The 23884-nt window shown below is 55.0% G+C and carries 23 protein-coding genes and 2 pseudogenes; 14 read left to right on the forward strand and 11 right to left on the reverse strand.

The genetic code is table 11. The features are described 5' to 3' along the window. Positions 1-54: 54 nt before the first annotated feature. The 6 genes and pseudogenes from HX884_RS13405 to HX884_RS13430 all read left to right on the forward strand — a co-directional run. A pseudogene (locus HX884_RS13405) lies at positions 55-897 on the forward strand (Gfo/Idh/MocA family protein); the annotation flags it as partial. Between the two features lie 16 nt (positions 898-913). Further along, positions 914-2098, forward strand: coding sequence for a Gfo/Idh/MocA family protein (locus HX884_RS13410; protein ID WP_178328328.1), 1185 nt, complete (start codon positions 914-916; stop codon positions 2096-2098). Then, positions 2095-3162 carry a Gfo/Idh/MocA family protein gene (locus tag HX884_RS13415; RefSeq protein WP_178328329.1) on the forward strand — a complete coding sequence of 356 codons (1068 nt, stop codon included), beginning with the start codon at positions 2095-2097 and terminating at the stop codon, positions 3160-3162. The genes HX884_RS13410 and HX884_RS13415 overlap by 4 nt, the downstream gene beginning before the upstream one ends. Before the next feature lie 12 nt (positions 3163-3174). Further along, a complete protein-coding gene (locus HX884_RS13420) occupies positions 3175-4194 on the forward strand; it encodes a Gfo/Idh/MocA family protein (RefSeq protein WP_013095327.1) in 1020 nt (339 codons plus the stop codon). 82 nt (positions 4195-4276) lie between these two features. After that, positions 4277-5821 carry an MFS transporter gene (locus tag HX884_RS13425; RefSeq protein WP_178328330.1) on the forward strand — a complete coding sequence of 515 codons (1545 nt, stop codon included), beginning with the start codon at positions 4277-4279 and terminating at the stop codon, positions 5819-5821. Positions 5822-6018: 197 nt separating this feature from the next. After that, positions 6019-7356, forward strand: a complete 1338-nt coding sequence (locus HX884_RS13430) for a hemolysin family protein (protein WP_013095324.1) — start codon at positions 6019-6021, stop codon at positions 7354-7356. Between the two features lie 70 nt (positions 7357-7426). Here the strand turns inward: HX884_RS13430 and HX884_RS13435 are convergent, their stop codons facing one another. After that, complete coding sequence (locus HX884_RS13435; RefSeq protein ID WP_008501430.1) at positions 7427-7633, reverse strand: DUF1107 domain-containing protein; 207 nt, start codon at positions 7631-7633, stop codon at positions 7427-7429. 324 nt (positions 7634-7957) lie between these two features. Here HX884_RS13435 and HX884_RS13440 point away from each other — a divergent pair, with 324 nt between their 5' ends. Continuing rightward, positions 7958-8515 carry a YtfJ family protein gene (locus HX884_RS13440; protein WP_013095323.1) on the forward strand — a complete coding sequence of 186 codons (558 nt, stop codon included), beginning with the start codon at positions 7958-7960 and terminating at the stop codon, positions 8513-8515. On the opposite strand, the gene cysQ is transcribed toward HX884_RS13440, so the two are convergent. After that, a complete protein-coding gene (gene cysQ / locus HX884_RS13445; RefSeq protein WP_013095322.1) occupies positions 8509-9249 on the reverse strand; it encodes a 3'(2'),5'-bisphosphate nucleotidase CysQ in 741 nt (246 codons plus the stop codon). The two genes, HX884_RS13440 and cysQ, sit on opposite strands and share 7 nt — an antisense overlap. Before the next feature lie 190 nt (positions 9250-9439). Here cysQ and HX884_RS13450 point away from each other — a divergent pair, with 190 nt between their 5' ends. After that, positions 9440-11383 (forward strand): bifunctional 2',3'-cyclic-nucleotide 2'-phosphodiesterase/3'-nucleotidase, encoded by a 1944-nt coding sequence (locus HX884_RS13450; RefSeq protein WP_178328331.1) that lies wholly within the window; start codon positions 9440-9442, stop codon positions 11381-11383. A gap of 98 nt (positions 11384-11481) precedes the next feature. Here the strand turns inward: HX884_RS13450 and HX884_RS13455 are convergent, their stop codons facing one another. Then, a complete protein-coding gene (locus tag HX884_RS13455) occupies positions 11482-11862 on the reverse strand; it encodes a helix-turn-helix domain-containing protein (protein WP_028027891.1) in 381 nt (126 codons plus the stop codon). 89 nt (positions 11863-11951) lie between these two features. Between HX884_RS13455 and HX884_RS13460 the strand changes: the two genes are divergently transcribed. The 3 genes from HX884_RS13460 to HX884_RS13470 all read left to right on the forward strand — a co-directional run bounded on the left by HX884_RS13460 (position 11952) and on the right by HX884_RS13470 (position 14748). Next, positions 11952-12800, forward strand: a complete 849-nt coding sequence (locus HX884_RS13460; RefSeq protein WP_178328332.1) for an SDR family oxidoreductase — start codon at positions 11952-11954, stop codon at positions 12798-12800. Positions 12801-12881: 81 nt separating this feature from the next. Continuing rightward, positions 12882-13706, forward strand: coding sequence for an AraC family transcriptional regulator (locus HX884_RS13465; protein WP_178328333.1), 825 nt, complete (start codon positions 12882-12884; stop codon positions 13704-13706). Positions 13707-13782: 76 nt separating this feature from the next. Further along, the gene (locus tag HX884_RS13470) at positions 13783-14748 is read left to right on the forward strand and encodes a DMT family transporter (protein WP_178328334.1); all 966 of its coding nucleotides are present in this window, start codon (positions 13783-13785) and stop codon (positions 14746-14748) included. A gap of 62 nt (positions 14749-14810) precedes the next feature. Here HX884_RS13470 and HX884_RS13475 read toward each other — a convergent pair. Further along, a pseudogene (locus tag HX884_RS13475) lies at positions 14811-16460 on the reverse strand (methyl-accepting chemotaxis protein). Positions 16461-16704: 244 nt separating this feature from the next. Between HX884_RS13475 and ytfE the strand changes: the two are divergent. After that, positions 16705-17367, forward strand: coding sequence for an iron-sulfur cluster repair protein YtfE (ytfE, locus tag HX884_RS13480; protein ID WP_048971397.1), 663 nt, complete (start codon positions 16705-16707; stop codon positions 17365-17367). A 94-nt stretch (positions 17368-17461) separates the two neighbouring features. Here the strand turns inward: ytfE and cycA are convergent, their stop codons facing one another. Together cycA and fklB are read right to left on the reverse strand one after the other, a co-directional pair. Further along, a complete protein-coding gene (gene cycA, locus HX884_RS13485) occupies positions 17462-18871 on the reverse strand; it encodes a D-serine/D-alanine/glycine transporter (protein ID WP_095440222.1) in 1410 nt (469 codons plus the stop codon). A gap of 311 nt (positions 18872-19182) precedes the next feature. After that, positions 19183-19803 (reverse strand): FKBP-type peptidyl-prolyl cis-trans isomerase, encoded by a 621-nt coding sequence (gene fklB, locus HX884_RS13490; RefSeq protein WP_008502892.1) that lies wholly within the window; start codon positions 19801-19803, stop codon positions 19183-19185. 233 nt (positions 19804-20036) lie between these two features. On the opposite strand from fklB, the gene HX884_RS13495 reads away from it, so the two are divergent. Beyond that, positions 20037-20681: an OapA family protein gene (locus HX884_RS13495; protein WP_029882394.1), complete on the forward strand. Its 645-nt coding sequence runs from the start codon at positions 20037-20039 to the stop codon at positions 20679-20681. 46 nt (positions 20682-20727) lie between these two features. Here the strand turns inward: HX884_RS13495 and HX884_RS13500 are convergent, their stop codons facing one another. The 5 genes from HX884_RS13500 to rpsF form a co-directional block, all read right to left on the reverse strand. Beyond that, positions 20728-21657, reverse strand: coding sequence for a DMT family transporter (locus tag HX884_RS13500; protein WP_178328336.1), 930 nt, complete (start codon positions 21655-21657; stop codon positions 20728-20730). A 151-nt stretch (positions 21658-21808) separates the two neighbouring features. After that, a complete protein-coding gene (gene rplI, locus HX884_RS13505) occupies positions 21809-22258 on the reverse strand; it encodes a 50S ribosomal protein L9 (protein WP_008502894.1) in 450 nt (149 codons plus the stop codon). A 41-nt stretch (positions 22259-22299) separates the two neighbouring features. Next, on the reverse strand, positions 22300-22527 hold the full coding sequence (gene rpsR, locus HX884_RS13510) for a 30S ribosomal protein S18 (protein WP_000135199.1): 228 nt from the start codon (positions 22525-22527) through the stop codon (positions 22300-22302). A 4-nt stretch (positions 22528-22531) separates the two neighbouring features. Further along, entirely contained in the window at positions 22532-22846 is a 315-nt protein-coding gene (gene priB, locus HX884_RS13515) for a primosomal replication protein N (protein WP_008502895.1), read from the reverse strand. Positions 22847-22852: 6 nt separating this feature from the next. Next, on the reverse strand, positions 22853-23248 hold the full coding sequence (rpsF, locus tag HX884_RS13520; RefSeq protein ID WP_003856034.1) for a 30S ribosomal protein S6: 396 nt from the start codon (positions 23246-23248) through the stop codon (positions 22853-22855). 343 nt (positions 23249-23591) lie between these two features. Between rpsF and yjfY the strand changes: the two genes are divergently transcribed. Then, the gene (gene yjfY / locus HX884_RS13525; RefSeq protein WP_013095308.1) at positions 23592-23867 is read left to right on the forward strand and encodes a DUF1471 family protein YjfY; all 276 of its coding nucleotides are present in this window, start codon (positions 23592-23594) and stop codon (positions 23865-23867) included. Positions 23868-23884 lie beyond the last annotated feature (17 nt).

Below are 23884 nucleotides of genomic sequence, written 5' to 3' on the forward strand. Positions count from 1 at the left end.
GATGCGTGATCTGATCCTTCAACTCAGCAAAAGTTCGATTTATTCAACAAAGTCACGGCGCAGGTGCAGGAGATGAACGCCTGTGCCCGGACCTGCGATGTGGTGTTCGGCATCATGTACAACCAGCGCCCGAACCCGCTCTACCAGAAGGTGAAAGATCTGATCGACAGCGGCGAGCTGGGTGAGATCCGCCGCTCCAACTGGATCATTACCAACTGGTATCGCTCGCAGAGCTACTACAACTCCGGCGGCTGGCGCGCCACCTGGAAAGGAGAAGGCGGCGGCGTACTGCTCAATCAGGACCCGCATCAGCTCGATCTCTGGCAGTGGCTGGTTGGTATGCCGATCCGTCTGCGCGCGTTTTGCCAGTTTGGTAAGCATCGCGACATTGAAGTGGAAGATGAGGTCACCGCCTACGCCGAGTACGCCAACGGTGCGACGGGCGTATTTATCACGACCGTGGCTGAAACGCCGGGGACCAATCGGCTGGAGATCGTCGGCGATCGCGGCAAGGTGGTCGTCGAAGAAGGGAAACTGCGCTACTGGCGGCTGCGGGAATCTGAAACCGCCTTCAACGCCCGCTGGCAAAACGGCTTTGGTGAACCGGAATGCTGGGAGGTCACGCTTCCCGTCGGCCCGGAATGCAGCGAACACCACGTCATTACCGCCAATTTCTGCGGCGCCATCCTGCGCGGCGAGCCGCTCATTGCCCCGGGGCTGGAAGGGATCCACGGGTTAACGCTCTCCAACGCCATGCACCTCTCCACCTGGACCGACGACTGGGTCGACCTCCCGCTCAACGAGAAACAGTATCTGCGCTTGCTTCAACAGCGTATCAGCACCTCAGTGGCTAAAGAGACCGCCAGCGTCACGCTGGATGCCTCCGGCACCTGGTAACTCAGGAGAAGAAACGATGTTAAATGTCGCTATCGTGGGAACAGGAAATATCTCGCATAACCATATTCAGGGTTATTTGCAGTTTGGCCAACGCTGCCGGATCGTCGCGCTGGTCGATATCTACCCGGAAAAAGCCCACGAGAAAAAAGCACGCTACAACCTGACGGACGCACGCGTGTATGAAAGCCACGAGCAGATGCTGGCGTCAGAGCCAGATATCGATATCGTCGACGTCTGCACGCCGCCCTACGTTCATGCAGAGATAAGCATTAATGCCCTCAATGCGGGTTGCCATGTGCTGTGCGAAAAACCGATGGCCGCCTCGCTGGAGGAGTGCGACGCCATGATCGCCGCGCAACAGGCCAGCGGTAAATTGCTCGCCATCATCGCTCAAAACCGCTTTACCGATGCCTTCTGGCGTTTAAAAGCGGCGCTGGATTCGGGCCTTGCTGGCAAGGTGTGCCATGCCCAGGTGGACTCGTTCTGGTGGCGCGGACACTGCTACTACGACCTGTGGTGGCGCGGCACCTGGGAAAAAGAGGGCGGCGGCTGCACCCTTAACCACGCGGTTCACCACATCGACGCCATTCAGTGGATGCTGGGCTTCCCGTCTGAAGTGGTGGCTATGATGACCAACGTGGCGCACGACAACGCTGAAGTCGAAGATCTCAGCGCGGCAATATTTAAATACCCCAGCGGCGCACTCACTCAGCTAACCGCCTCGGTCGTGCACCACGGAGAAGATCAGAAAATCATTATCCAGGGTGAAAAGGCGCGCATCTCCGCACCGTGGCAGGCCTTTGCCAGCGTCAGCGCTGATAACGGCTTTCCCCAGGAGGATCGGGACCTGCAACGGGAAGCGCAGCTTAACGCCGTTTTTCACGAGACGCCGAAGCTCGAATGGACGCTGCACACCGGGCAGATTAATGACCTGCTGTATGCCATTGAGCACGGCACGGCGCCGTTAGTGGATGGCCTGCAGGGCAAACGTTCGCTGGAGCTGATAACCGCGATCTATAAATCCGCCATCATTCGCTCCGTGGTTTCGCTGCCGATTCAACGCGACGATCCGTTTTACCGTACCGGCGGGACCAACGCCCTCGCCCCCCGTTTTTATGAAAAATCCGCAAGCGTCGACAACTTCAGCGAAGTCGGTGCGATTCCCCTGGGCAAAGATCTGGATGAAGGAGTAACACCATGAACAAAAATGACGGCATGAACTACGCGCCAGTGGGTAAACCTCAGCCCGTTGTCAGGGAAGGAGAGTTTGTCTTTGCCGCTGCCGCGCTCGACCACGGCCATATCTACGGCATGAGTAACGGCCTGATTGAAGCGGGCGCCACGCTGAAATGGGTCTACGACCCCGATCCGGCAAAAGTGGATAAATTCATTCAGCAGTATCCGCAGGCCAGGGTTGCAGACTGCCTGGATGTCATACTCGCCGACGATGAGGTGCGTCTGGTAGCTGGCGCCGCCATTCCCGCCGAGCGCTGTGCGCTGGGGCTAAAAGCGATGGCCGCAGGCAAAGACTACTTCACCGATAAAGCCCCCCTTACCACCCTTGAACAACTGGCGGATGCCAAAGCCATGGTGGAAAAAACGGGCCGGAAATACGCCGTGTATTACAGCGAACGTCTGCACGTTGAGAGCGCGGTCTTTGCCGGACAGCTGGTGCAGCAAGGGGCCATTGGCCGCGTCGTACAAACGCTGGGAACTGGCCCGCACCGGGAAGGGACCGGCCGCCCGGACTGGTTCTACGATCGGCGCTACTTCGGCGGCATTCTGTGCGATATCGGCAGCCATCAGATTGAGCAGTTCCTGTTTTATACCGGCAACAGTGACGCCATCGTGGTGGCAAGCCAGGTACGGAACGTTAAACACCCCCAGTACCCCGCCTTCGAAGATTTTGGCGATGCCATGCTGAAAGGGGAAAACGGCGCCAGCGGCTATTTCCGCTGCGACTGGTTTACCCCTGACGGGCTCTCGACCTGGGGCGATGGCCGCCTGACGCTGCTGGGCACCGAAGGCTATATCGAGATCCGCAAATATGTCGATCTCACCCGTGGTGAACAGGACGTAGTGTATCTCGTCAATAACGAGGGGGAGTTCCGTTATCCGGTCGCCGGCCAGGTCGGATTCCCGTTCTTTGGCGAACTGATCCTCGACTGTTTGCATCGTACTGAACATGCCATGACCCAGGATCACGCCTTTAAGGCGGCGGAGCTCTGCGTGAGGGCACAGATGCTGGCCAACGCAACAGCATAACGGGAGGCGACAATGAAGCTCCTGAACACGGCGGTGATCGGCGCCGGAGCGATTCACGGCTGCCACGTGAATGCGCTGCGCCAGCTCCCCAACGTTGCGCTGCGTGCGCTGGCAGATATCGACAGCGTCAAAGGGCTGAAGCTGGCACTGGGCTATCAGTGCCGCTTCTATCAGGATTACCGGGAGATGCTGCTGGATGATGCCATCGATGTGGTCCATATCTGCACGCCGCACTTTGAGCATAAAAGCATGATTCTGGCGGCCCTCGCCGCCGGAAAGCATGTGTTCTGCGAAAAACCGGTGGGCATGAACAGCAGCGAACTGGTGGATATCACCCGCGCCGCTGACCAGGCTACGGGTCTGCTCGGCGTGTGTTATCAGAACCGGCTCAACCCCACCAGCCTGCGCATTCGCCAGGCGCTGGACGAAGGCGAGCTGGGAAAAATGCTCAGCATCAAAGCGGTGCTGACGTGGTCACGCTCGGGCGCGTACTACACCCAAAGTCCGTGGCGTGGGCGACTGGCTACGGAAGGAGGCAGCCTGCTGATCAACCAGGCCATTCATACCCTCGACCTGATGCAGTGGTTCGCCGGCGGCGTGACGCGTGTGAAAGGTGTGGTGGATAGCGGTGAACTGGCGGACGTGACGGAAGGCGAAGACAGCGCGATGGCCACGCTGCACTTTGCTAACGGCGCGCGCGGCCTGTTTTACGCCAGTAACTGCAATACCACCGATTCCCCGCTTCTGATGGAGATCCACTGTGAGCAGGGCTCGCTGCTGCTCAACGACAACACGCTCTGGCGCGTGACGCCGGGTGAGCGCGTCAGGCTCACCTGCGACGACTCCCCGGACGGTTCGGTCAAAAGCTACTGGGGGCTGGGCCACCAGCAGGCAATCCGCCGTTTTTATCAGGCTATCACTCACCCCGGTTACACGGATTACACCGATATCCGTGAAGCCGGGAAATCTCTCACCCTTGTGGAGGCTATTTATCGATCATCTCAATTAAGGCAATGGATAGAAATCAATTAATAGAACGTAATTTGTATTCCAGCAGTAAATAAAAAACGACCCGACAGATCGGGTTAATCATTACCCTACACTGGATATTATTATGGTCAAACCAACTGAACGTAGAGTGGGTTATGGCGTGGCGCTCGGCTACGGTATAACCGATCTGTTTGGCGGAGGCGCTTTCGCCATTATCGGCACCTGGCTTTTATTTTTTTACACCACCTATTGCGGGCTCTCTGTCGTCGAAGCGGGTTCGATATTTGCTATTGCTCGCGTCATTGATGCGTTATTAAGCCCGATTATGGGTTATATCACGGATAATTTCGGTGATACCTGGCTCGGGCGTAAATTTGGCCGTCGCCGCTTCTTTTTATTACTCAGTTCGCCCTTAATGTTTCTGTATGCCCTGCTGTGGCTTACGGACATGGGTTACTGGTATTACCTGGGCACTTACCTCTCTATTGAGCTCTTGTCGGCGATGGTGCTGGTGCCCTGGGAAACCCTGGCCGCTGAAATGACTAACCGGTATGAAGAGCGTAGCCGTCTCTCAGGTGTGCGTATGATCTGCTCTCAGCTCGGCGGCTTTCTTGCGGTTTCCGTTCCCGGCGTCATTATGCAGTTCACGGGGAAAGATAATCCGTTTACCTATACTCTTACCGGGCTGATATTCTCCTGCGTATTCTGTATTGCGGTATTTATTACCTGGTATACCACCTGGGAAGCGAAAGATGTGCAACAGCCATCCACGTTTAAAGTGGATAAACAGCGCAGCAGCGGATTAATTAATCACCTGAAATATCTGGTGCTGGATCTCTTTTCCTCTTTCCGTATTCGCGCGTTCCGCCTGCATATTATTTATATCTTTTCATTTACGGCGATGGACGTATTCGGTTCGGTCTTTACCTATTATGTCGTGTATTGTCTGAGCCAGGACGCGGCAGCCGTCTCCGGCTGGCTGAGCATTGCGGCTTTCGCCTCGGTACCTGGCACATATGGATTTATGCTGTTGCTTAACAGGCTGAATGTCTCCCCTTCTGCCGCTTTGCGCCTCTCTTACGGCGGGATATTCTTCGTGCTGATGTTCCTGTTTACGGTCTACCTGACCAAAACCCAGGTGCCCACGCTGCTGTTCACGGCGGTCTTTATCCTGCTGGGCGCCACCCGCGCGGGCCTCTATTACATACCGTGGAATATCTACAGCTTCATTCCTGATATTGACGAGATGGTGACGCAGCAGCGCCGCGAAGGGATTTTTGCCGGAGTAATGGTCCTGACCCGCAAAAGCACCGTGGCGATCGCCATCATGATTATTGGCCTGGTCCTGCAGGAGTCCGGTTTTGTGAAGGGCGGCGGCGCACAGCCTGAAAGCGCGCTGGGGGCGATTATAGGCCTGATGATCTTCGCGACGGCAGCCCTGCTGGCGGTGAGCTTCTTCACTACCTATAAGTTCAAGCTCACCCGCGAGACGCATAAACTGCTTCTCAAGGAGATTGCCCGCCGTAAGCTGGGCGGTGATTACCGCGACTGCGATGCCAATACTCCTGTGGTGATAAAACAGCTCACAGGCTATGAGTACGATCAGGTATGGGGAGGCGATGCTGCCCGTCGTGCAGTGAACAACGTCGGGTTATCGGCCGCAAAATAGCGCGTCTCGCCGGGCCGGCTCCCCACCTGCCCGGCCTCTTTTCGCCGCAAAATGTGACCTCTGGCAGGTTTACATCTCTTTACGCTATACTACCCGCTGAAATAATCAGCTCAACGCTACGAGCTGACATTCAATGTGTTTCCACACAAATGGTATCAACTTCCCTTCCGAGGATCTGGCGAGAAGCCGGATAAACTATGTTAAACAGTATTTTAGTAATACTTTGTCTGATAGCCGTCAGCGCATTTTTCTCGATATCCGAGATCTCGCTGGCCGCGTCCCGTAAAATCAAACTTAAGCTGCTTGCCGACGAAGGCAACATCAATGCTTCCCGTATCCTGAAAATGCAGGAAAATCCTGGAACGTTCTTCACCGTGGTACAAATTGGCCTGAACGCGGTCGCTATTCTCGGCGGTATCGTGGGGGATGCAGCATTTTCTCCGGCCTTTTACAGCCTGTTCGTGCAGTACATGTCCGCCGAACTTGCCGAGCAGATGAGCTTTATTCTCTCCTTCTCGCTGGTCACCGGGATGTTCATCCTGTTCGCTGACCTGACCCCGAAACGCATCGGTATGATTGCGCCAGAAGCTGTGGCTTTGCGTATCATCAACCCGATGCGCTTCTGCCTGTTCGTGTTCCGTCCGCTGGTGTGGTTCTTCAACGGCCTGGCGAACGTCATCTTCCGCATCTTTAAACTGCCGATGGTGCGTAAAGATGACATCACCTCCGACGACATCTACGCCGTGGTAGAAGCCGGTGCGCTGGCCGGGGTGCTGCGCAAGCAAGAGCATGAGCTGATCGAAAATGTGTTCGAGCTGGAATCCCGTACCGTGCCCTCTTCCATGACGGGCCGTGAAAGCGTGATTTGGTTCGATCTGCATGAAGACGAGCAGAGCCTGAAGAATAAAGTCGCGGAGCACCCGCACTCTAAATTCCTGGTCTGTAATGAAGATATCGACCACATCATCGGCTATGTGGACTCCAAAGATCTGCTGAACCGCGTGCTGGCGAACCAAAGCCTGGCGCTCAACAGCGGCGTGCAGATCCGCAATACCCTGATTGTACCGGACACGTTGACGCTCTCTGAAGCGCTGGAAAGTTTCAAAACCGCCGGTGAAGACTTCGCCGTTATCATGAACGAATACGCGCTGGTGGTGGGTATCATTACCCTCAACGACGTCATGACCACGCTGATGGGTGACCTGGTCGGCCAGGGTCTGGAAGAGCAGATTGTGGCGCGTGATGAGAATTCATGGCTGATTGACGGCGCAACGCCAATCGACGACGTGATGCGCGTGCTGGATATCGACGAGTTCCCGCAGTCAGGCAACTACGAGACCATCGGCGGCTTTATGATGTTTATGCTGCGTAAAATCCCGAAGCGCACCGACTCGGTGAAATTCTCCGGCTACAAGTTTGAAGTGGTGGATATTGATAACTACCGCATCGACCAGCTGCTGGTGACGCGTATTGATAACAAACCGACCGTGCTGGTGCCGAAACTGCCGGATGCGGAAGAGAAGGTGTCGGCGTAAGGTTCCTGCCCCACAAACATCAACGGCTCCCATCGGGAGCCGTTTTTTTAACTACTGCATAGCACGTTGGTTAAGCCATCTCAGTTTGCAGACGCATAACCTGACGGTTGACTTCGGACATCACAGACAAGTGCTGTTTGTCCTTCACTTTTGGGACAAGGATCTTGCCCTTATCAAATTCAAAAGCGCCAACATCCTTGATATACAACCGTCCACGGAACAGGATCTTCACGTACTTCGCCACCTGAAGCGGGTTGTAGCGTTGGAAAATTTTCATTCTTGTATCTCCTGCGAATCATACGCTCTTGCGGCGCCACAATCGGCCCGACTGTTCTGAGCGCAAATTTTGTTGCCCAATGACTATAGACCAGAACTACGTAGTTACACAGTGTGCATAAGTTTATTTACCGTTTGATTACAATTATTCAGAATAATCTTTTCAAACTGTGACTACAGGCAGTATAAGCCGTCGTTTTTTTATGGATATGTGCGTTCGCCCGCAAACTGGCATCGGGATTGCGGGAAAAGCCCATTGATCGCACTTATGATTAAAAGCGTAAGACCAAGTGGTCGGATCACCTGCATACAATAAGGAAACACCATGACCCTACGTAACATTCTTGCAGCCGCATGCCTGCTCCTGCCCCTGTGGGCGAGTGCCCACAACATTGAAAAAGGACAACGCGTACCGCCAGTCGGCATTGCTGACCGGGGAGAATTGATTCTCGACAACGATAAGTTTAGCTACAAACCGTGGAATAGCGCGCAACTGGCGGGCAAAGTGAGAGTTGTACAACATATTGCCGGTCGTACATCTGCAAAAGAGAAAAACGCAAACCTGGTGGAAGCGATCAAGGCCGCAAAATTCCCGCATGACCGCTATCAGACCACCACCATTGTGAATACCGACGATGCCATCCCTGGCTCCGGGATGTTTGTACGCTCAAGCCTTGAGAGCAACAAAAAGCTCTACCCGTGGTCGCAGTTTATTGTCGACAGCAACGGCGTGACGCGCAAAGCCTGGCAGCTTGAGGAAGAGAGTTCCGCGATTATCGTGCTGGATAAAAACGGCCAGGTGCAGTGGGTAAAAGACGGGGCGTTAACCCAGGAAGAGGTGCAGCAGGTGGTTGATCTGCTGCACAAGCTGCTGGCTCAGTAAAGAGAGACCCGGAAGCCTGGATTGAGGAATGATTCACGCGGGGTGTAGTCCAGCGGCTTGCCCTGCCAGTCATGAACATGCGCACCCGCGGCCGCGGCTACCGCGTGGCCGGCTGCCGTGTCCCAGATGTTCGTCGGCCCGAAACGGGGATAGAGCTGCGCCTGCCCCTCCGCCACCAGACAGAATTTCAGCGAGGATCCAATCGAGGTCGTCTGATGTTCACCCAACTGTTGCAGATACTCCTCCAACTCGCTGTCGCTGTGCGAGCGGCTGATGACCACCAGCGGAGGGCGTGCATCGCGCACCTGGATCGGCTTGCGGACACCACACTCTTCCTTCCAGGCCTTGCCTTCTGCGGCGCTGTACATCACTTTCATCACCGGCGCGTAGACCACCCCAAGCACCGCCTTGCCCTTGTCGATCAGGGCGATATTTACGGTGAATTCACCGTTACGCTTGATAAACTCTTTGGTGCCGTCCAGAGGATCGACCAGCCAGTAACGCTGCCAGTGCTGACGCTCATCCCAGCTCTGCGGCGCTTCTTCGGAGAGCACGGGGATCTCTGGCGTGAGTGCCTGTAGCCCTTTCATGATCACGCCATGCGCCGCGATATCCGCCGCCGTGACCGGGGAATCATCCGCCTTGCTGACAACGTTCATCGGTTGTGCGCCGTCATACACCTGCATGATGGCATCGCCCGCATCCCGTGCGAGCTGACAAATTTTATCTAACATTCTCCACCTCTTCGTTAACGCAGTGGGTATAACTCTTTGTTTTATTTATATCGTAATGTGAACAATTCCGCTATCTGTGAAGCAATTCCGGTTTCATCGCCCTTTTTTCTGGCAGGATTCACACTTCTGTAAGCAACAAACGATAGATACATATTCTTTTGTGGCCTGGATCGAAAAAAGGACTCCTCTGATGATTAAGTTTAGCGCAACGCTCCTGGCGACGCTGATTGCAGCGAGCGTACAGGCGGCGACGGTCGATCTCCGTATTCTGGAAACCACCGACCTGCACAGCAATATGATGGACTTCGATTACTACAAAGATACCCCTACGGAAAAATTCGGACTGGTACGCACGGCAAGTTTGATCAATGCCGCCCGCAATGAAGTGAAAAATAGCGTGCTGGTCGACAACGGTGATTTGATTCAGGGGAGTCCGCTGGGTGACTACATGGCGGCAAAGGGGCTGAAAAAAGGCGAGATCCACCCGGTGTATAAAGCGATGAACACCCTGGATTATGCCGTCGGCAACCTCGGTAACCACGAATTCAACTATGGTCTGAAATACCTGCACGATGCGCTGGCAGGCGCAAAATTCCCGTACGTTAACGCCAATATCATTGACGTTAAGACCAAAAAGCCGCTTTTCACCCCTTATCTGATTAAAGAGACCGAGGTTGTTGATCAGGACGGTAAAAAGCAGACGCTGAAAATTGGCTACATCGGCTTTGTACCGCCCCAGATCATGACCTGGGATAAAGCCAATCTCACCGGCAAAGTCACCGTTAACGACATCACCGAAACGGCGCGTAAATACGTACCGGAGATGCGTGAAAAAGGGGCGGATGTTGTGGTCGTTGTCGCCCACTCGGGCCTCTCGGCCGATCCGTACCAGGTGATGGCGGAAAACTCGGTTTACTACCTGAGCGAAGTGCCGGGCGTGGACGCGATCCTCTTCGGCCACGCTCATGCGGTCTTCCCGGGTAAGGATTTTGCCAGCATCAAAGGGGCAGACATCGACAAGGGAACGCTCAACGGCGTGCCGGCGGTAATGCCCGGCATGTGGGGCGATCATCTTGGCGTGGTGGATCTGGTACTTAATAACGACAGCGGCAGCTGGAAGGTGACCGGCTCCAAAGCCGAAGCGCGACCTATTTACGATGCTGCCGCCAAAAAATCACTGGCGGCTGAAGACCAAAAACTCCTCGACGTGCTCAAACATGACCACGACGCCACCCGCGAGTTCGTCAGTAAGCCGATCGGCAAATCCGCCGACAACATGTACAGCTACCTGGCGCTGGTACAGGATGACCCGACCGTTCAGGTGGTCAATATGGCGCAGAAAGCCTATGCCGAACATTTTGTTCAGAGCGATCCGGACTTAGCCAACCTGCCGGTGCTTTCCGCCGCCGCACCGTTCAAAGTGGGCGGACGTAAAAATGACCCGGCCAGCTATGTTGAAGTGGAAAAAGGCCAGCTGACGTTCCGTAACGCCGCCGATCTCTATCTCTACCCGAACACGCTGGTCGTGGTTAAAGCAACGGGTAAAGAGGTGAAAGAGTGGCTGGAATGCTCCGCCGGGCAGTTTAACCAGATCGATCCGAAGAGCAGCAAGCCGCAGTCGTTGATTAACTGGGACGGGTTCCGCACCTATAACTTCGACGTTATCGACGGGGTGGATTATCAGATTGATGTCACCCAGCCCGCGAAATATGACGGCGAGTGTCAGGCCATTAATCCGCAGGCAGAGCGCATCAAAAACCTGACCTTCAAGGGCAAGCCTGTCGATCCGGCGGCCACCTTCCTGGTGGTGACCAATAACTATCGCGCGTATGGCGGCAAATTTGCCGGCACCGGCGATAGCCACATTGCTTTTGCATCCCCGGATGAGAACCGCTCGGTGCTGGCCGCCTGGATCAGCGCTGAGTCGAAAAAGGCGGGAGAGATTCATCCGGCGGTCGATAACAACTGGCGTCTGGCCCCGATCCACAGCGATACCCCACTGGATATTCGCATTGAAACATCTCCGTCGGATAAGGCTGCGGCGTTTATTAAGGAGAAGGCGCAGTATCCTATGAAGAAGGTTGCGACGGATGATATCGGGTTCGCCATTTATCAGGTGGATTTAAGTAAGTAAAAGCAAAACGGCAACGCACGTTGCCGTTTTTAGTGTTTATTCCCTCTCCCTGTGGGAGAGGGTTAGAGTGAGGGCATCAGACCGCACATTCCCGGCTATTACGCTGCCCGCTCATCCCGGTTCGCCATTACTTTTGGCGTATTCACCTCTATCCAGTCCGCCAGCGCAGCCACTTTCTCGCTCACCTCTACGCCAAGTGGCGTCAGGCTATACTCAACGTGCGGCGGTACAACAGGATACGAAACGCGATCGACAAAACCGTCATGCTCCAGTGCCTGCAGCGACTGGGCCAGCATCTTCTCGCTCACGCCGCCCATTTTACGGCGCAGATCGCTGAAGCGATGCGTTCCCTCACGTAGCGCCACCAGGATCAGAACTCCCCAGCGGCTGGTGACATGTTTGAGCACCTCTCTGGACGGGCACTGCTCCGCGAAGAGATTACCATCGCGCATTTGTTCGCTGAGTGTCGGTATCGTCATTTAATACTTACCTTTTTGTACGTACTTACTAAAAGTTAGTTATGGTGCTAGTGTGCCACAACACCAGACAAACACGAAGGAGATTGATCATGATCGCGATTACCGGCGCTACCGGCCAGCTTGGCCGCCTCGTTATCGAACAGCTGTTAAAAACCGTCCCGGCAAACCAGATTGTCGCCATTGTGCGTAACCCGGCGAAAGCGGAAGCCCTGAGCCAGCAGGGTATTGTGGTTCGTCAGGGCGATTACACCGACCAGGCCGCGTTGACCACGGCGCTGAAGGGTGTGAAGAAACTTCTGCTGATCTCATCCAGCGAAGTGGGTCAGCGCGCCACGCAGCACCAGAATGTCATCAACGCTGCCAAAGCAGCTGGCGTGACATTTATCGCCTACACCAGCCTGCTGCATGCGGATAACTCACCGCTGGGCCTGCACGTTGAGCACGTTGCTACGGAAAAAGCGCTGGCAACATCCAGCATTCCTTATGCCCTGCTGCGCAACGGCTGGTATACCGAAAACTACCTGGCGAGCGCGCCGCCTGCGCTGGAACACGGCGTGTTTATCGGTGCCGCAGGTGAAGGCAAAATCGCCTCAGCCACCCGTGCGGATTACGCGGCGGCGGCGGCAAAAGTGGTTTCGGAAGAGGGCCACGCTGGCAAGGTCTATGAACTGGCAGGCGACAGCGCGTGGACGCTGAGCGAACTGGCGGCTGAACTGAGCAAGCAGAGCGGTAAACCGGTGGTTTATCAGAACATGAGCGAAGCGGATTTCGCCGCTGCGCTGAAGAGTGTCGGCCTGCCTGCCGGGTTGGCGGATATGCTGGCGGACTCTGATGTGGGCGCATCTAAAGGCGGGCTCTTTGACGATAGCCATACGCTGAGCAAACTGATTGGGCGAGCAACGACCTCTCTGGCGGAGAGCGTCAAGGCCATCCTGTAATTGTTACGGATTGGTTATTTTTTGTGGCATCCCCTCGGGTCATCTCTGATAATGAAGCGATGACCCACGAGGAGGCTCACCGTGCAAGGCGTACCGGAACAATTTAGCGATGAGAGAGACAGCGCGCGCTTTCGCCATCTGGCGCAGTTGCCGGGTCTGGAACTTTATCACGCGCATATCGCTGACTACGCCTTTGAGCCTCACACGCACGAAGCCTTCGGCATCGGCACCATCGAAACCGGTGCCGAGCGCTTTCGCTATCGCGGTACTCAGCACCTGGCCGCTGAAAAATCCGTTGTCACCATGAACCCGAACGAGATCCACACCGGTGAATCGGCCACCGAAGGTGGCTGGCGCTACCGGATGGTTTACATCGAACCCGCTTTACTGGAAGAGGTGACTGGTCTGCGCCACTGGTGGTTCAGCGACGTGACCCGCCACGACCCTATGCGTTCGCAGCAAATCGGCCAGCTGATCTACGGCCTGTGGCATACCCAGGACCCGCTTGCGCAAAAAGGACTGCTGCTGGATCTGATTGAGACCTTCCAGCCGTTGGCCCATCACGCTCCAATAATTAAGGAAGGCGCGCACCGGTTCGAACGGGTACGCGAGTATCTGCACGACAACTACATGCACGCCGTGACGCTGGACGAGTTGGCCAACGTGGTTTCTCTCAGCCCTTACCATTTTCAGCGCCAGTTTAAAGCCCATTTCCACGTCACGCCGCACCAGATGCTGATGGCTATTCGCCTGTGGCGCGCCAAAGGCTTCCTTACGCACGGTATGCCCGCCGCCGAAGTGGCCGCCGCGACCGGGCTGACCGACCAGTCGCATTTAACCCGCGCGTTTACCCGCCGCTACGGGATTACGCCCGTCCGCTACCAGAAACAAGTTATCGGGCGCTGATGCGCAATCTCATACAATACGCGCGCAATCCCCCCCTTCTACACTGAGTACAAAGTCAATTGATGTGGATGGAATAATGATTAGTGGCGTGTTGTATGCCCTGCTGGCAGGGCTGATGTGGGGGCTGATTTTTGTCGGCCCGCTGATTGTGCCCGAGTATCCGGCGGCCCTGCAGTCAACCGGACGCTATCTGGCGCTGGGGCTGATTGCCCTGCCGCTGGCCTGGCTCGGTCGTACGCGTTTACGTCAGCTCAACCGCCAGGACTGGATGACCGCGCTGGCGCTGACCATGATGGGCAACCTTATCTATTACGTCTGCCTGGCGAGCGCCATTCAACGTACCGGCGCGCCGGTATCGACCATGATTATCGGCACGCTGCCTGTCGTTATCCCCGTTTTTGCGAACCTGCTGTACAGCCAGCGCGATGGCAAACTGGCATGGTCAAAAATGGTACCCGCGCTGATCTGCACGGGCGTCGGGCTGGTCTGTGTGAATATTGCCGAGCTTCGCCACGGGCTCGCTGATTTCAGCGTCTGGCGTTACGGTTCGGGGATCGGTTTAGCGTTTATTTCCGTCGCCTGCTGGGCCTGGTATGCCCTGCGTAATGCGCGATGGTTGCGGGAGAACCCGGATAAACATCCGATGATGTGGGCAACGGCGCAGGCGCTGGTGACGCTGCCGGTCTCGCTGGTGGGCTATGCCGCGGCGTGCCTCTGGCCAGCCCAGCAGCAGCCAGACTTCGCCCTGCCCTTCGGGCCGCGGCCGTGGGTCTTTGTCGGGCTGATGATCGCTATCGCTGTGCTCTGTTCCTGGGTGGGTGCGCTATGCTGGAATATCGCCAGCCAGAAACTGCCAACGGTCATCTTAGGGCCGCTGATTGTCTTCGAAACGCTGGCCGGGCTGCTGTACACCTTCCTGATGCGCCAGAGCGTACCGCCGCTGTTAACGACCTGCGGAATAGTGCTGCTGGTGATGGGGGTAGTGATGGCGGTAAGAGCGAAGCCGGAAAAACCGATGGTCGTTCCGGCTTCGGAGATGTGAGGCGTTTGCAGGGCCTGCAAAAACGTAGGCCCGGTCAGGCGTAGCCGCCACCGGGCAAGCTTTTAAAACGTTTCCCAGTTGGCTTCAGACGCAGAAGCGACGGGCTGCGTTTTTGGTGCATAGGTTTTCACCGGAGCCGCCTTCACTGCCTGGCTGCGGGCAATTTTAAACACTGCCACCGCGTCGTTCAGGCGTGCCGCCTAGTCTTCCAGCGCGGCCGCTGCGGCCGCAGACTCTTCCACCAGCGAGGCGTTCTGTTGGGTAACACGATCCATCTCTGCCACTGCCTGGCCCACCTGGTCGATCCCGCGGCTCTGTTCATCAGACGCAGAGGCAATTTCACCCATAATGTCGGTGACGCGAGTAACAGCGTTAACAATCTCCGCCATGGTGGCCCCGGCTTCGTTCACCAGCTGCGAGCCTGCGTTAACCCGCTCACCAGAGTCATCAATCAGCGCTTTAATCTCTTTCGCCGCCTGGGCGCTGCGCTGAGCGAGCGTACGCACTTCTCCGGCTACCACCGCAAAGCCACGCCCCTGCTCACCTGCGCGCGCCGCTTCAACTGCCGCGTTAAGAGCCAGGATGTTCGTCTGGAAGGCAATGCCGTCAATGACATTGGTAATTTGCGCAATTTTGCTGGAACTGGTGGCGATTTCGTCCATGGTGCGCACCACGCCTTCTACAACGTTACCGCCCTTTTTCGCCGTTGAAGAGGCATCAAGCGCCAGACGGGAAGCCTGACGGGCATTGTCGGCGTTTTGTTTCACCGTTGCCGTCAGTTGCTCCATGCTGGCAGCCGTCTCTTCCAGCGAGGCAGCCTGCTGCTCGGTACGGGAAGAGAGATCGTTACTGCCCGCAGAGATTTCCCCCGCACCGGTGTAAATGGTATCCGCACCTTCACGAACCACGCCCACGGTGTTTGCCAGCGCGGTTTGCATCTCCTGGACGTTTTGCGCAAGCACGGCCATCTCGTTTTTACCCTCTGCATGGATCGGCTGGGTTAAATCACCGGCGGCAATGGCGCGGATATGGCTTATCACATCCTGCAGCGGCAACAACAGCACGCGGCGCATGGCAATCCAGCTGGAGATAATCACGATAATTACCAGCAGCATAACCGCAGAGAGGATCCACAGGATACGCTTGTAATCACTTTCGTTATCTTTGATCCCTTTATCCGTAAGCACGGCCTGGGCTTCACGCCATTCCCGGTAAACGTTTTGCATCGCGGTCTGTTTCTGCTCCGCATTCTGCTTGAACATCTCTTCCAGATTGCCCTGAGAGAGCAAAACGTTCATTTGGGTCAGCGTCGCGGAGTAATTGCGGTACTGCTCTTCCAGGCGATTTGCAAGGTTGGGATCCAGCCCTGGGGTATTCGGCAAAGCATAGTATTTGTCGTAATGAGACTGGGCATTGGCCAGCAGGTTTTTCGCCGTGTTTACCAGCTCATTGAGCTGTCCGCCGTTAATCTGCGAGGCCATGCTGCTTTGCAGACGCAGCATGCCGCGGTTCAGGGTGACGCGCGCCTGGTTCAGGCTGATCCATGCATCGGTAAACTCCGCCACGTTCTTGCTGGATAGCTGCGACACGGTGAAATTGTCTTTATCGTTATTCAGCGCGTTGATAAAGATACCGGCGGAAACGAGTTGCATGATGCCGAGCACAAGCAGCACCGAAATCAAAAGGGTAATGACTTTTATACGTTTAAACATGCGTTGCCTTTGTAATATGCAGGTTTGTCTGACGTGGATATATCGGCAGACGCGGCGGGTTGTTTACTGTTTCTCCACGTTAAAAAAGTTTCTAAAGTTATTTTCTGCATTCATTCAGTGAGTTAAACACGCTAATTTTTTGTGACTTACATCTCATTTTCACCCTTGCCTCTAAAGGGTTATAGCGCCGCCTTAAAGATGTATTTAATATACATCTTATATTCTTGATGATGAGGTAACTGCTATGGCCTTCCGCGACCAACCACTCGGCGAGCTGGCGCTCTCCATCCCTCGCGCTTCTGCGCTGTTTCGTAAATACGACATGGATTACTGCTGCGGCGGTAAGCAAACCCTGGCGCGTGCGGCCTCGCGCAAAGAGCTGGATATAGAGGTTATTGAAGCGGAGCTGGCTCTGCTGGCAGAGCAACCCATCGACAAAGAGTGGCGCACGGCCCCGCTTGCCGAAATCATCGACCACATTATCGTGCGTTACCACGATCGCCACCGCGAACAACTGCCGGAGCTGATCCTGCAGGCCACCAAAGTGGAGCGCGTTCATGCCGACAAGCCTTCCGTGCCGCGCGGCCTGGCGAAATACCTGACCATGCTGCATGAAGAACTCACCAGCCACATGATGAAAGAAGAGCAGATCCTCTTCCCGATGATTAAACAGGGAATGGGCAGCCAGGCGATGGGACCAATTAGCGTGATGGAAAGCGAACATGACGACGCGGGTGAACTGCTGGAAGTCATCAAACACACGACCAATAACGTCACGCCGCCGCCAGAAGCCTGCACCACATGGAAAGCGATGTACAACGGCATTAACGAGATGATCGATGACCTGATGGAACACATCAGTCTTGAGAATAACGTTCTGTTCCCGCGTGCATTAGCGGGTGAATAAAAAGGCCACTGAAGCCTGATGCCCTCACCCGGCCCTCTCCCACGGGGAGAGGGTGCAAAAACTAAAAACGGCAACCGAAGTTGCCGTTTTGCTTTTACCTTACGCCTGCCATTCGTTTCTTACCAATGAACAGCCAGCCCAATCCCAGGGCGATGAACCACAGCGGCGTGACGATCAACGCCTGACGGGTGTCATCTTCCAGCGTCAGCAGAACCAGAACGAACGCGAAGAACGCCATGCACACCCAGCACATCAGCTTGCCCAGCGGCATCTTATAGATCGATTTCTCATGCAGATGCGGACGCTGTTTACGATACACCAGGTACGAACAAAGGATGATCGTCCAGACGAACATAAACAGGATCGCCGAAACGGTGGTGATCATGGTGAACGCACCGATAACGCTCGGGTTCACGTAGAGCATTACCACCCCACCCAACAGGCACATGCAGGAGAACGTCAGCCCTTTCGCCGGAACAGCACGCTTAGAGAGCTTCGCGAACGCGCTCGGCGCAACGCCTTCCTGCGCCAGGCCAAACAGCATGCGGCTGGTTGAGAACACACCGCTGTTCGCCGATGACGCTGCAGATGTCAGCACCACGAAGTTAATCAGGCTCGCTGCCGCAGGCAGTCCCACCAGCACGAACAGTTCAACGAATGGGCTCTTGCTTGGCACAACCGAGCTCCACGGCGTCACGGACATAATAATGATCAACGCAAAGACGTAGAACATGATGATACGAACCGGAATGGAGTTGATTGCACGCGGCAGGGATTTTTCAGGGTCTTTGGTTTCCGCAGCGGTGGTTCCGACAAGTTCAATCCCCACAAAGGCAAACACTGCAATCTGGAAGCCGGCAAAGAAGCCGCTGATGCCTTTCGGGAACCAGCCGCCGTCATTCCACAGATGGGTAAACGAAGCCTGTACGCCAGTTGGCGACTGGAAGTGCGTCAGCACCATTACCAGGCCCACCACAATCAGCGCCACAATAGCGACAATCTTGATCATCGCGAACCAGAACTCCATCTCACCGAACATCTTAACGGTGGCGAGGTTGAGGCTCAGCAGCAGAATAATCACCGCCAGCGAGGCGACCCAGTCCGACAGCTCCGGGAACCAGAACTGCGCATAGGCAGTAATGGCGACGACATCCGCCATGCCGGTTACGACCCAGCAGAACCAGTAGGTCCAGCCGGTGAAATAACCCGCCCAGGGACCGAGCAGGTCGGAAGCAAAATCACTGAAAGATTTGTATTCGAGGTTGGAGAGCAGCAATTCACCCATTGCACGCATCACAAAAAAGAGCATAAAACCGATGATCATATAAACGAAAATGATCGACGGCCCGGCAAGACTGATGGTTTTGCCTGAGCCCATAAACAGCCCGGTACCGATGGCACCCCCGATGGCGATAAGCTGAATATGACGGTTTGTGAGATTGCGCCGTAGCGACTGTTCAGACGTCGCCTCTTCTGTCGCGGCGACTTTGACCTGATCTACCATGTAATTTTCCTGTTTATGCCTGTCTGTGTTGTTAAGGCTCTTCTGGCCTTTAAAAACGTCAAATAAATGACGGTCCCTTTGTAAGGGTTTATCGATATTAGGTAAGAATCGGCGGGATGAATACTATGATTTAGATATTATGTTAATAATATGTTGGAAGTGAGTGTCATATCACTCATACAGCGCGAAACAGCTCACAAAAATACACGCAACAGTTTCGTTTGCAAGATAAAATATTGATTCCGACGTAACTATAGGTTTTAACACTATTTTCCTCTCCCCGGACGGAGAGAGGAAATAAGAAAAGCCGATTACAGGATTTCCAGCAGCTCGACTTCAAACACCAGGGTGCTGAATGGTGGGATGGACGCACCAGCGCCACGCTCACCGTACGCCAGGTTGTGTGGGATAGTCAGTTCCCATTTGGAGCCGACTGGCATCAGGGTCAGAGCCTCAATCCAGCCTGCGATAACGCCGTTAACCGGGAATTCAGCCGGTTCGCCGCGTGCAACAGAGCTGTCGAACACGGTACCGTCGATCAGCTTACCGGTGTAGTGCACGCGAACGTGGTCAGTGCGTGCCGGGATAGCGCCGTCGCCCTGGTTGATCACGCGGAACTGCAGGCCAGACTCGGTGCTGTTCACGCCTTCACGCTCACGGTTCTCTTCCAGATATTTTACACCTTCTGCCGCCATCTCTTCGAAGCGCGCGCGACGCACAGCGTCCGCACGTTCGTGGATTTCACGCAGCGCACGGTGCACAACATCAACCGGAACGGCTGGCTGTTTGCCTTCCAGCGCGTCAGCGATACCCGCCACCAGCGCTTCTGGTAACAGACCTTCCAGGCCGGATTCGCTCAGTTGCTGTCCTACCTGCAAGCCGATACCGTAACTTGCCTGCGCTTCGATAGTGTCAAAAGTCGGGGTGGTCATGGGTTTTCCTTCCATCACATTTAAAGTAGCGGGCAGCATAGCAGCCATGCCCTTATGGGTAAAACTTTGTCTGAAGTTAAGGTGACAAACTGCGACGAAACAGAAACAATAGAGGTAACCAGGATTAATCCCGAATGGATGTCACGGATGTCGAGTTTGCTACGCCGTTCAGGCAGTTAGCAAACTATACTTCGGAGCACAGGATAAAAAAGACGCGGAGCAGGAGGAGAGCCATGCCCGGGCGATTTGAACTGAAACCTACCCTGGCGAAAATCTGGCATGCGCCGGACAATTTTCGCATTATGGACCCGCTACCTCCTCTGCATCGCAGAGGGATTATCATAGGCGCGCTGCTGGTGATCGTCGGTTTCCTGCTCCCTTCTGGCGGCGATAATGTCGACACCGCACCGGTCACCCGCAATGCGCAACTGGATCTTCAGTCACAAACGCGCCCGCAGCCTGACACGCAACCCATGCAGACACAGCTTGTGACGCCGTCTAACGATCCGGGACAGGTTGCACCGGTTGAGCCAGAGCCTATTCAGGAAGAACAGCCGCAGGAGCAGGCCGCAGCCCCATCTGAACCCCAGACGCAGCAGCCAACCGGCATTGAGCAGCAATGGCGTTCCTACCGCGTGGAGGCGGGCAAAACGCTTGCTCAGCTGTTCCGCGACCATAACCTGCCGCCAACCGATGTCTATGCGATGGCTCAGGTAGAAGGTGCGGGTAAGCCGCTCAGTAACCTGCAGAACGGCCAGATGGTGCAGATCCGCCAGAATGCCAGCGGCGTGGTCACCGGGCTAACGATTGATACGGGTAATGGCCAACAGGTGCTGTTTACCCGCCAGCCAGACGGCAGTTTTATCAGAGCACGGTAATGGCGTAGGCCGGGTAAGGCGAAGCCGCCACCCGGCACTTTTGTTCTCAGGCACTCCGTTTATTCACCCACCAGATCCCCGAGCAGACCAGCACCAGCGCAATCGCGTATTTAATCTCAAGGATGTTTTCGCCAAGGAAAATAGCGGACAGTACCGTCCCGGCGACGGGAATCACAAAGTTGAACGGGGCAATCATACTGACGCGGTTCACTTTCAGTAGCGCGCTCCACAGGGCGAAGGCGACGGATGAGAGCAACGTCAGATACCCTAATACCGCCACCGCGGTAAGGCTATGCACCGCCAGCGTCCCGCCCGTTGCATATCCCCCTGCCACCAGCGCAAGACCACCAATGCCCAGCTGCCAGCCGGTCATCACCGTGGGATCAACCGTCTGGGAAATCCGTTTGCCGTAAAGCGTGGCGGCGGAGAGGATGAACGCCGCCAGCACCACAAACCCGTCACCATTCCAGACAAAGCGGAAATCACGAATACCACTGTGGAAATTCACCAGCATCACCCCTGCAAACCCCAGAATACAGCCCAGCGTTTTGTTATAGCTGAGCTTGTCGTTGTGGTAGATAAAATGCGCCAGCAGTACGCTGAAGAAGGTGCCGGTGGCATTCATGATCGAGCCATTTACGCCCGTGGTGTATGCCAGCCCGATATAAAAGAAGGTGTACTGAATGGTGGTCTGCGTCAGTCCCAGGATCGTAATCTGGCCAAACTGCGTGGGCGTGAGCCTGGCGATGGGTTTACGCTGTGCCAGCGCAAACAGCAGCAGCAGTGCTCCGGCAAACAGAAAACGGTATCCGGCAAAGACGACTTTTGACGGGATATCATCGGTTGCGATCTGAAAGAGTTCATAGCCACTTTTAATGGCCGGGTAAGAGCTACCCCAGAGCAGACAGCAGAGTGTGGCGCAGGCGTAGGCCACATTGCGACGGGCAAAGACAGGCGTAGAGAGAGCGGTTTCCATGGCAAATCTCAAAGATAAAATTGCGTTTCATTTTATTATCAGAGAATGCGTCAGGAATCGCGACCATACAAGCTAAAAGAGAGGTTCGTCAGGCTTTAAAAAGCAAAACGCCGGCACAAGGCCGGCGCTTCGACGCGAGCAGAGTAAAAAATTACTCAGCTACAACGTTAACAACCAGTTTAGCGAACACTTCGCTGTGAACCTGGAAGTCAACTTCGTGCTCACCAGTGGTACGCAGAACGCCGTTCGGCAGACGAACTTCGCTCTTAGCCACTTTAACGCCTGCTGCAGAAACTGCATCAGCGATATCGCGGGTACCGATGGAACCGAACAGTTTACCTTCGTCGCCAGCTTTGGAAGCGATGGTAACAGTGCCCAGTGCGTTGATTGCTTCAGCGCGAGCGTTAGCAGCCGCCAGAACGTCAGCCAGTTTGGCTTCCAGTTCAGCACGACGTGCTTCGAAAAACTCTACGTTTTTCTTGGTAGCAGGAACAGCTTTGCCCTGTGGAACCAGGAAGTTACGAGCGTAGCCCGCTTTAACGTTTACCTGATCACCCAGGCTGCCCAGGTTTGCTACTTTATCAAGCAGAATAACTTGCATTACCTTATCCTCTTAAAGTCGTATTAATGGACCGTGCCCGATTACTGATGACGATCAGTGTACGGCAGCAGAGACAGGTAGCGAGCGCGTTTGATAGCGCGAGCCAGCTGACGCTGGTATTTTGCACGAGTACCGGTGATACGGCTTGGGACAATCTTACCGCTTTCGGTGATGTAGTTTTTCAGCGTTGCGATATCTTTATAGTCGATCTCTTGAACGCCTTCCGCGGTGAAACGGCAGAACTTGCGACGACGGAAATAACGTGCCATATGGCTAGTCTCCAGAATCTATCAAATCAATCTGCTCGGCATGCAGAACCATTTTGCTCAGACCGTTCTTTGCCTTGTGGCAAGAGATGAACCCCTGAACGATTACTGCACTACCGACCGTTAAACTGTGAGTAATGGCCTGGTTTTCGTGTCCGCTAATGATAACGGGCATTTGGCACCACGCCTGCCGGTGAAACCCGGCTTCCTCTTGCACAGAACGATGCTCAAGCACGAACTGGCAATGCGGAATTCCTGATGGACTGACCTTTCGAAGGGGAGCCCTGCATACGATGCCGGACAACGCCAGACGGTTGGTCATCAGAAATTACTCTTCAGAATCCCCAGCATCAGAATCATCTGCGGTTTCGTTTGCGAAATCATCGCGACGCTCACGGCGCTCGTCTTTCGCTTTAACCATCGGAGATGCTTCGGTAACTGCGTGTTTGGTACGCATAACCATGCTGCGGATAACGGCATCGTTGAAGCGGAAGGTAGTTTCCAGCTCATCGATCACTTCCTGCGGAGCTTCAACGTTCATCAGAACGTAGTGTGCTTTGTGCAGTTTGTTGATCGGGTAAGCCAGCTGACGGCGGCCCCAGTCTTCCAGACGGTGGATCGTACCTTCTGCACCAGTGATGGCAGCAGAGTAACGCTCGATCATACCCGGAACCTGTTCGCTCTGGTCAGGATGGACCATAAAAACGATTTCGTAATGACGCATCGAATTGCTCCTTACGGATTATTCAGCCTCCTGTCTGGGTCAGCCGAGGCCCGGGGAGGCAAGGAACGTGTTAAAGGTCGGCTGAAAAATTGACGCGTCATAATACTTGCGCCCCCCAGGAAACTCAAGCTGATTGCACAAATAATTCGCACAAACCGCAAAGCTGGTCTAAGTGGGTGATTTAAAATTAACCACATCAGGAAGCGTTGTTTTTTTGAACAACTGCATCAGAAATGGTCACGCATCCTCGCCGGATAAGTGATTACACTTTAATCAGAGACCATATAAATACCGGAGGGGAGCAAACAACCGTCTCACAGCACGCAGTCGTGGAGCGCATATCATGAAAAAAATCGCAATTGCCGTAATGGCTGCGCTTTTGCTCAGTGCAAACGCGATGGCAGCCATCAAGATAGACAGCCGACAGGCCAGAAACATGGATGATGTGCAGAGCTTAGGCGTTATTTACATCAATCACCATTTCGCCACAGAGAGCGAAGCAGATCAGGCGCTTAATAAAGAAACCGATGCTCAGGGGGCAAATTACTACCACGTTATTCTGATGCGTGAGCCCGGCAGCAACGGCAACATGCACGCCAGTGCAGATATTTACCGATAACGCTTTGACGCTAGCAC

The sequence above is a fragment of the Enterobacter sp. SECR19-1250 genome (assembly GCF_013391025.1).
Classification (GTDB): Bacteria; Pseudomonadota; Gammaproteobacteria; order Enterobacterales; family Enterobacteriaceae; genus Enterobacter; species Enterobacter cloacae.

Coding starts and splice junctions, on each gene's coding strand:
- HX884_RS13410 (WP_178328328.1), top strand. CDS start 914: ATGTTAAATGTCGCTATCGTGGGAACAGGAAATATCTCGCATAACCAT.
- HX884_RS13415 (WP_178328329.1), top strand. CDS start 2,095: ATGAACAAAAATGACGGCATGAACTACGCGCCAGTGGGTAAACCTCAG.
- HX884_RS13420 (WP_013095327.1), top strand. CDS start 3,175: ATGAAGCTCCTGAACACGGCGGTGATCGGCGCCGGAGCGATTCACGGC.
- HX884_RS13425 (WP_178328330.1), top strand. CDS start 4,277: ATGGTCAAACCAACTGAACGTAGAGTGGGTTATGGCGTGGCGCTCGGC.
- HX884_RS13430 (WP_013095324.1), top strand. CDS start 6,019: ATGTTAAACAGTATTTTAGTAATACTTTGTCTGATAGCCGTCAGCGCA.
- HX884_RS13435 (WP_008501430.1), bottom strand. CDS start 7,633: ATGAAAATTTTCCAACGCTACAACCCGCTTCAGGTGGCGAAGTACGTG.
- HX884_RS13440 (WP_013095323.1), top strand. CDS start 7,958: ATGACCCTACGTAACATTCTTGCAGCCGCATGCCTGCTCCTGCCCCTG.
- cysQ (WP_013095322.1), bottom strand. CDS start 9,249: ATGTTAGATAAAATTTGTCAGCTCGCACGGGATGCGGGCGATGCCATC.
- HX884_RS13450 (WP_178328331.1), top strand. CDS start 9,440: ATGATTAAGTTTAGCGCAACGCTCCTGGCGACGCTGATTGCAGCGAGC.
- HX884_RS13455 (WP_028027891.1), bottom strand. CDS start 11,862: ATGACGATACCGACACTCAGCGAACAAATGCGCGATGGTAATCTCTTC.
- HX884_RS13460 (WP_178328332.1), top strand. CDS start 11,952: ATGATCGCGATTACCGGCGCTACCGGCCAGCTTGGCCGCCTCGTTATC.
- HX884_RS13470 (WP_178328334.1), top strand. CDS start 13,783: ATGATTAGTGGCGTGTTGTATGCCCTGCTGGCAGGGCTGATGTGGGGG.
- ytfE (WP_048971397.1), top strand. CDS start 16,705: ATGGCCTTCCGCGACCAACCACTCGGCGAGCTGGCGCTCTCCATCCCT.
- cycA (WP_095440222.1), bottom strand. CDS start 18,871: ATGGTAGATCAGGTCAAAGTCGCCGCGACAGAAGAGGCGACGTCTGAA.
- fklB (WP_008502892.1), bottom strand. CDS start 19,803: ATGACCACCCCGACTTTTGACACTATCGAAGCGCAGGCAAGTTACGGT.
- HX884_RS13495 (WP_029882394.1), top strand. CDS start 20,037: ATGCCCGGGCGATTTGAACTGAAACCTACCCTGGCGAAAATCTGGCAT.
- HX884_RS13500 (WP_178328336.1), bottom strand. CDS start 21,657: ATGGAAACCGCTCTCTCTACGCCTGTCTTTGCCCGTCGCAATGTGGCC.
- rplI (WP_008502894.1), bottom strand. CDS start 22,258: ATGCAAGTTATTCTGCTTGATAAAGTAGCAAACCTGGGCAGCCTGGGT.
- rpsR (WP_000135199.1), bottom strand. CDS start 22,527: ATGGCACGTTATTTCCGTCGTCGCAAGTTCTGCCGTTTCACCGCGGAA.
- priB (WP_008502895.1), bottom strand. CDS start 22,846: ATGACCAACCGTCTGGCGTTGTCCGGCATCGTATGCAGGGCTCCCCTT.
- rpsF (WP_003856034.1), bottom strand. CDS start 23,248: ATGCGTCATTACGAAATCGTTTTTATGGTCCATCCTGACCAGAGCGAA.
- yjfY (WP_013095308.1), top strand. CDS start 23,592: ATGAAAAAAATCGCAATTGCCGTAATGGCTGCGCTTTTGCTCAGTGCA.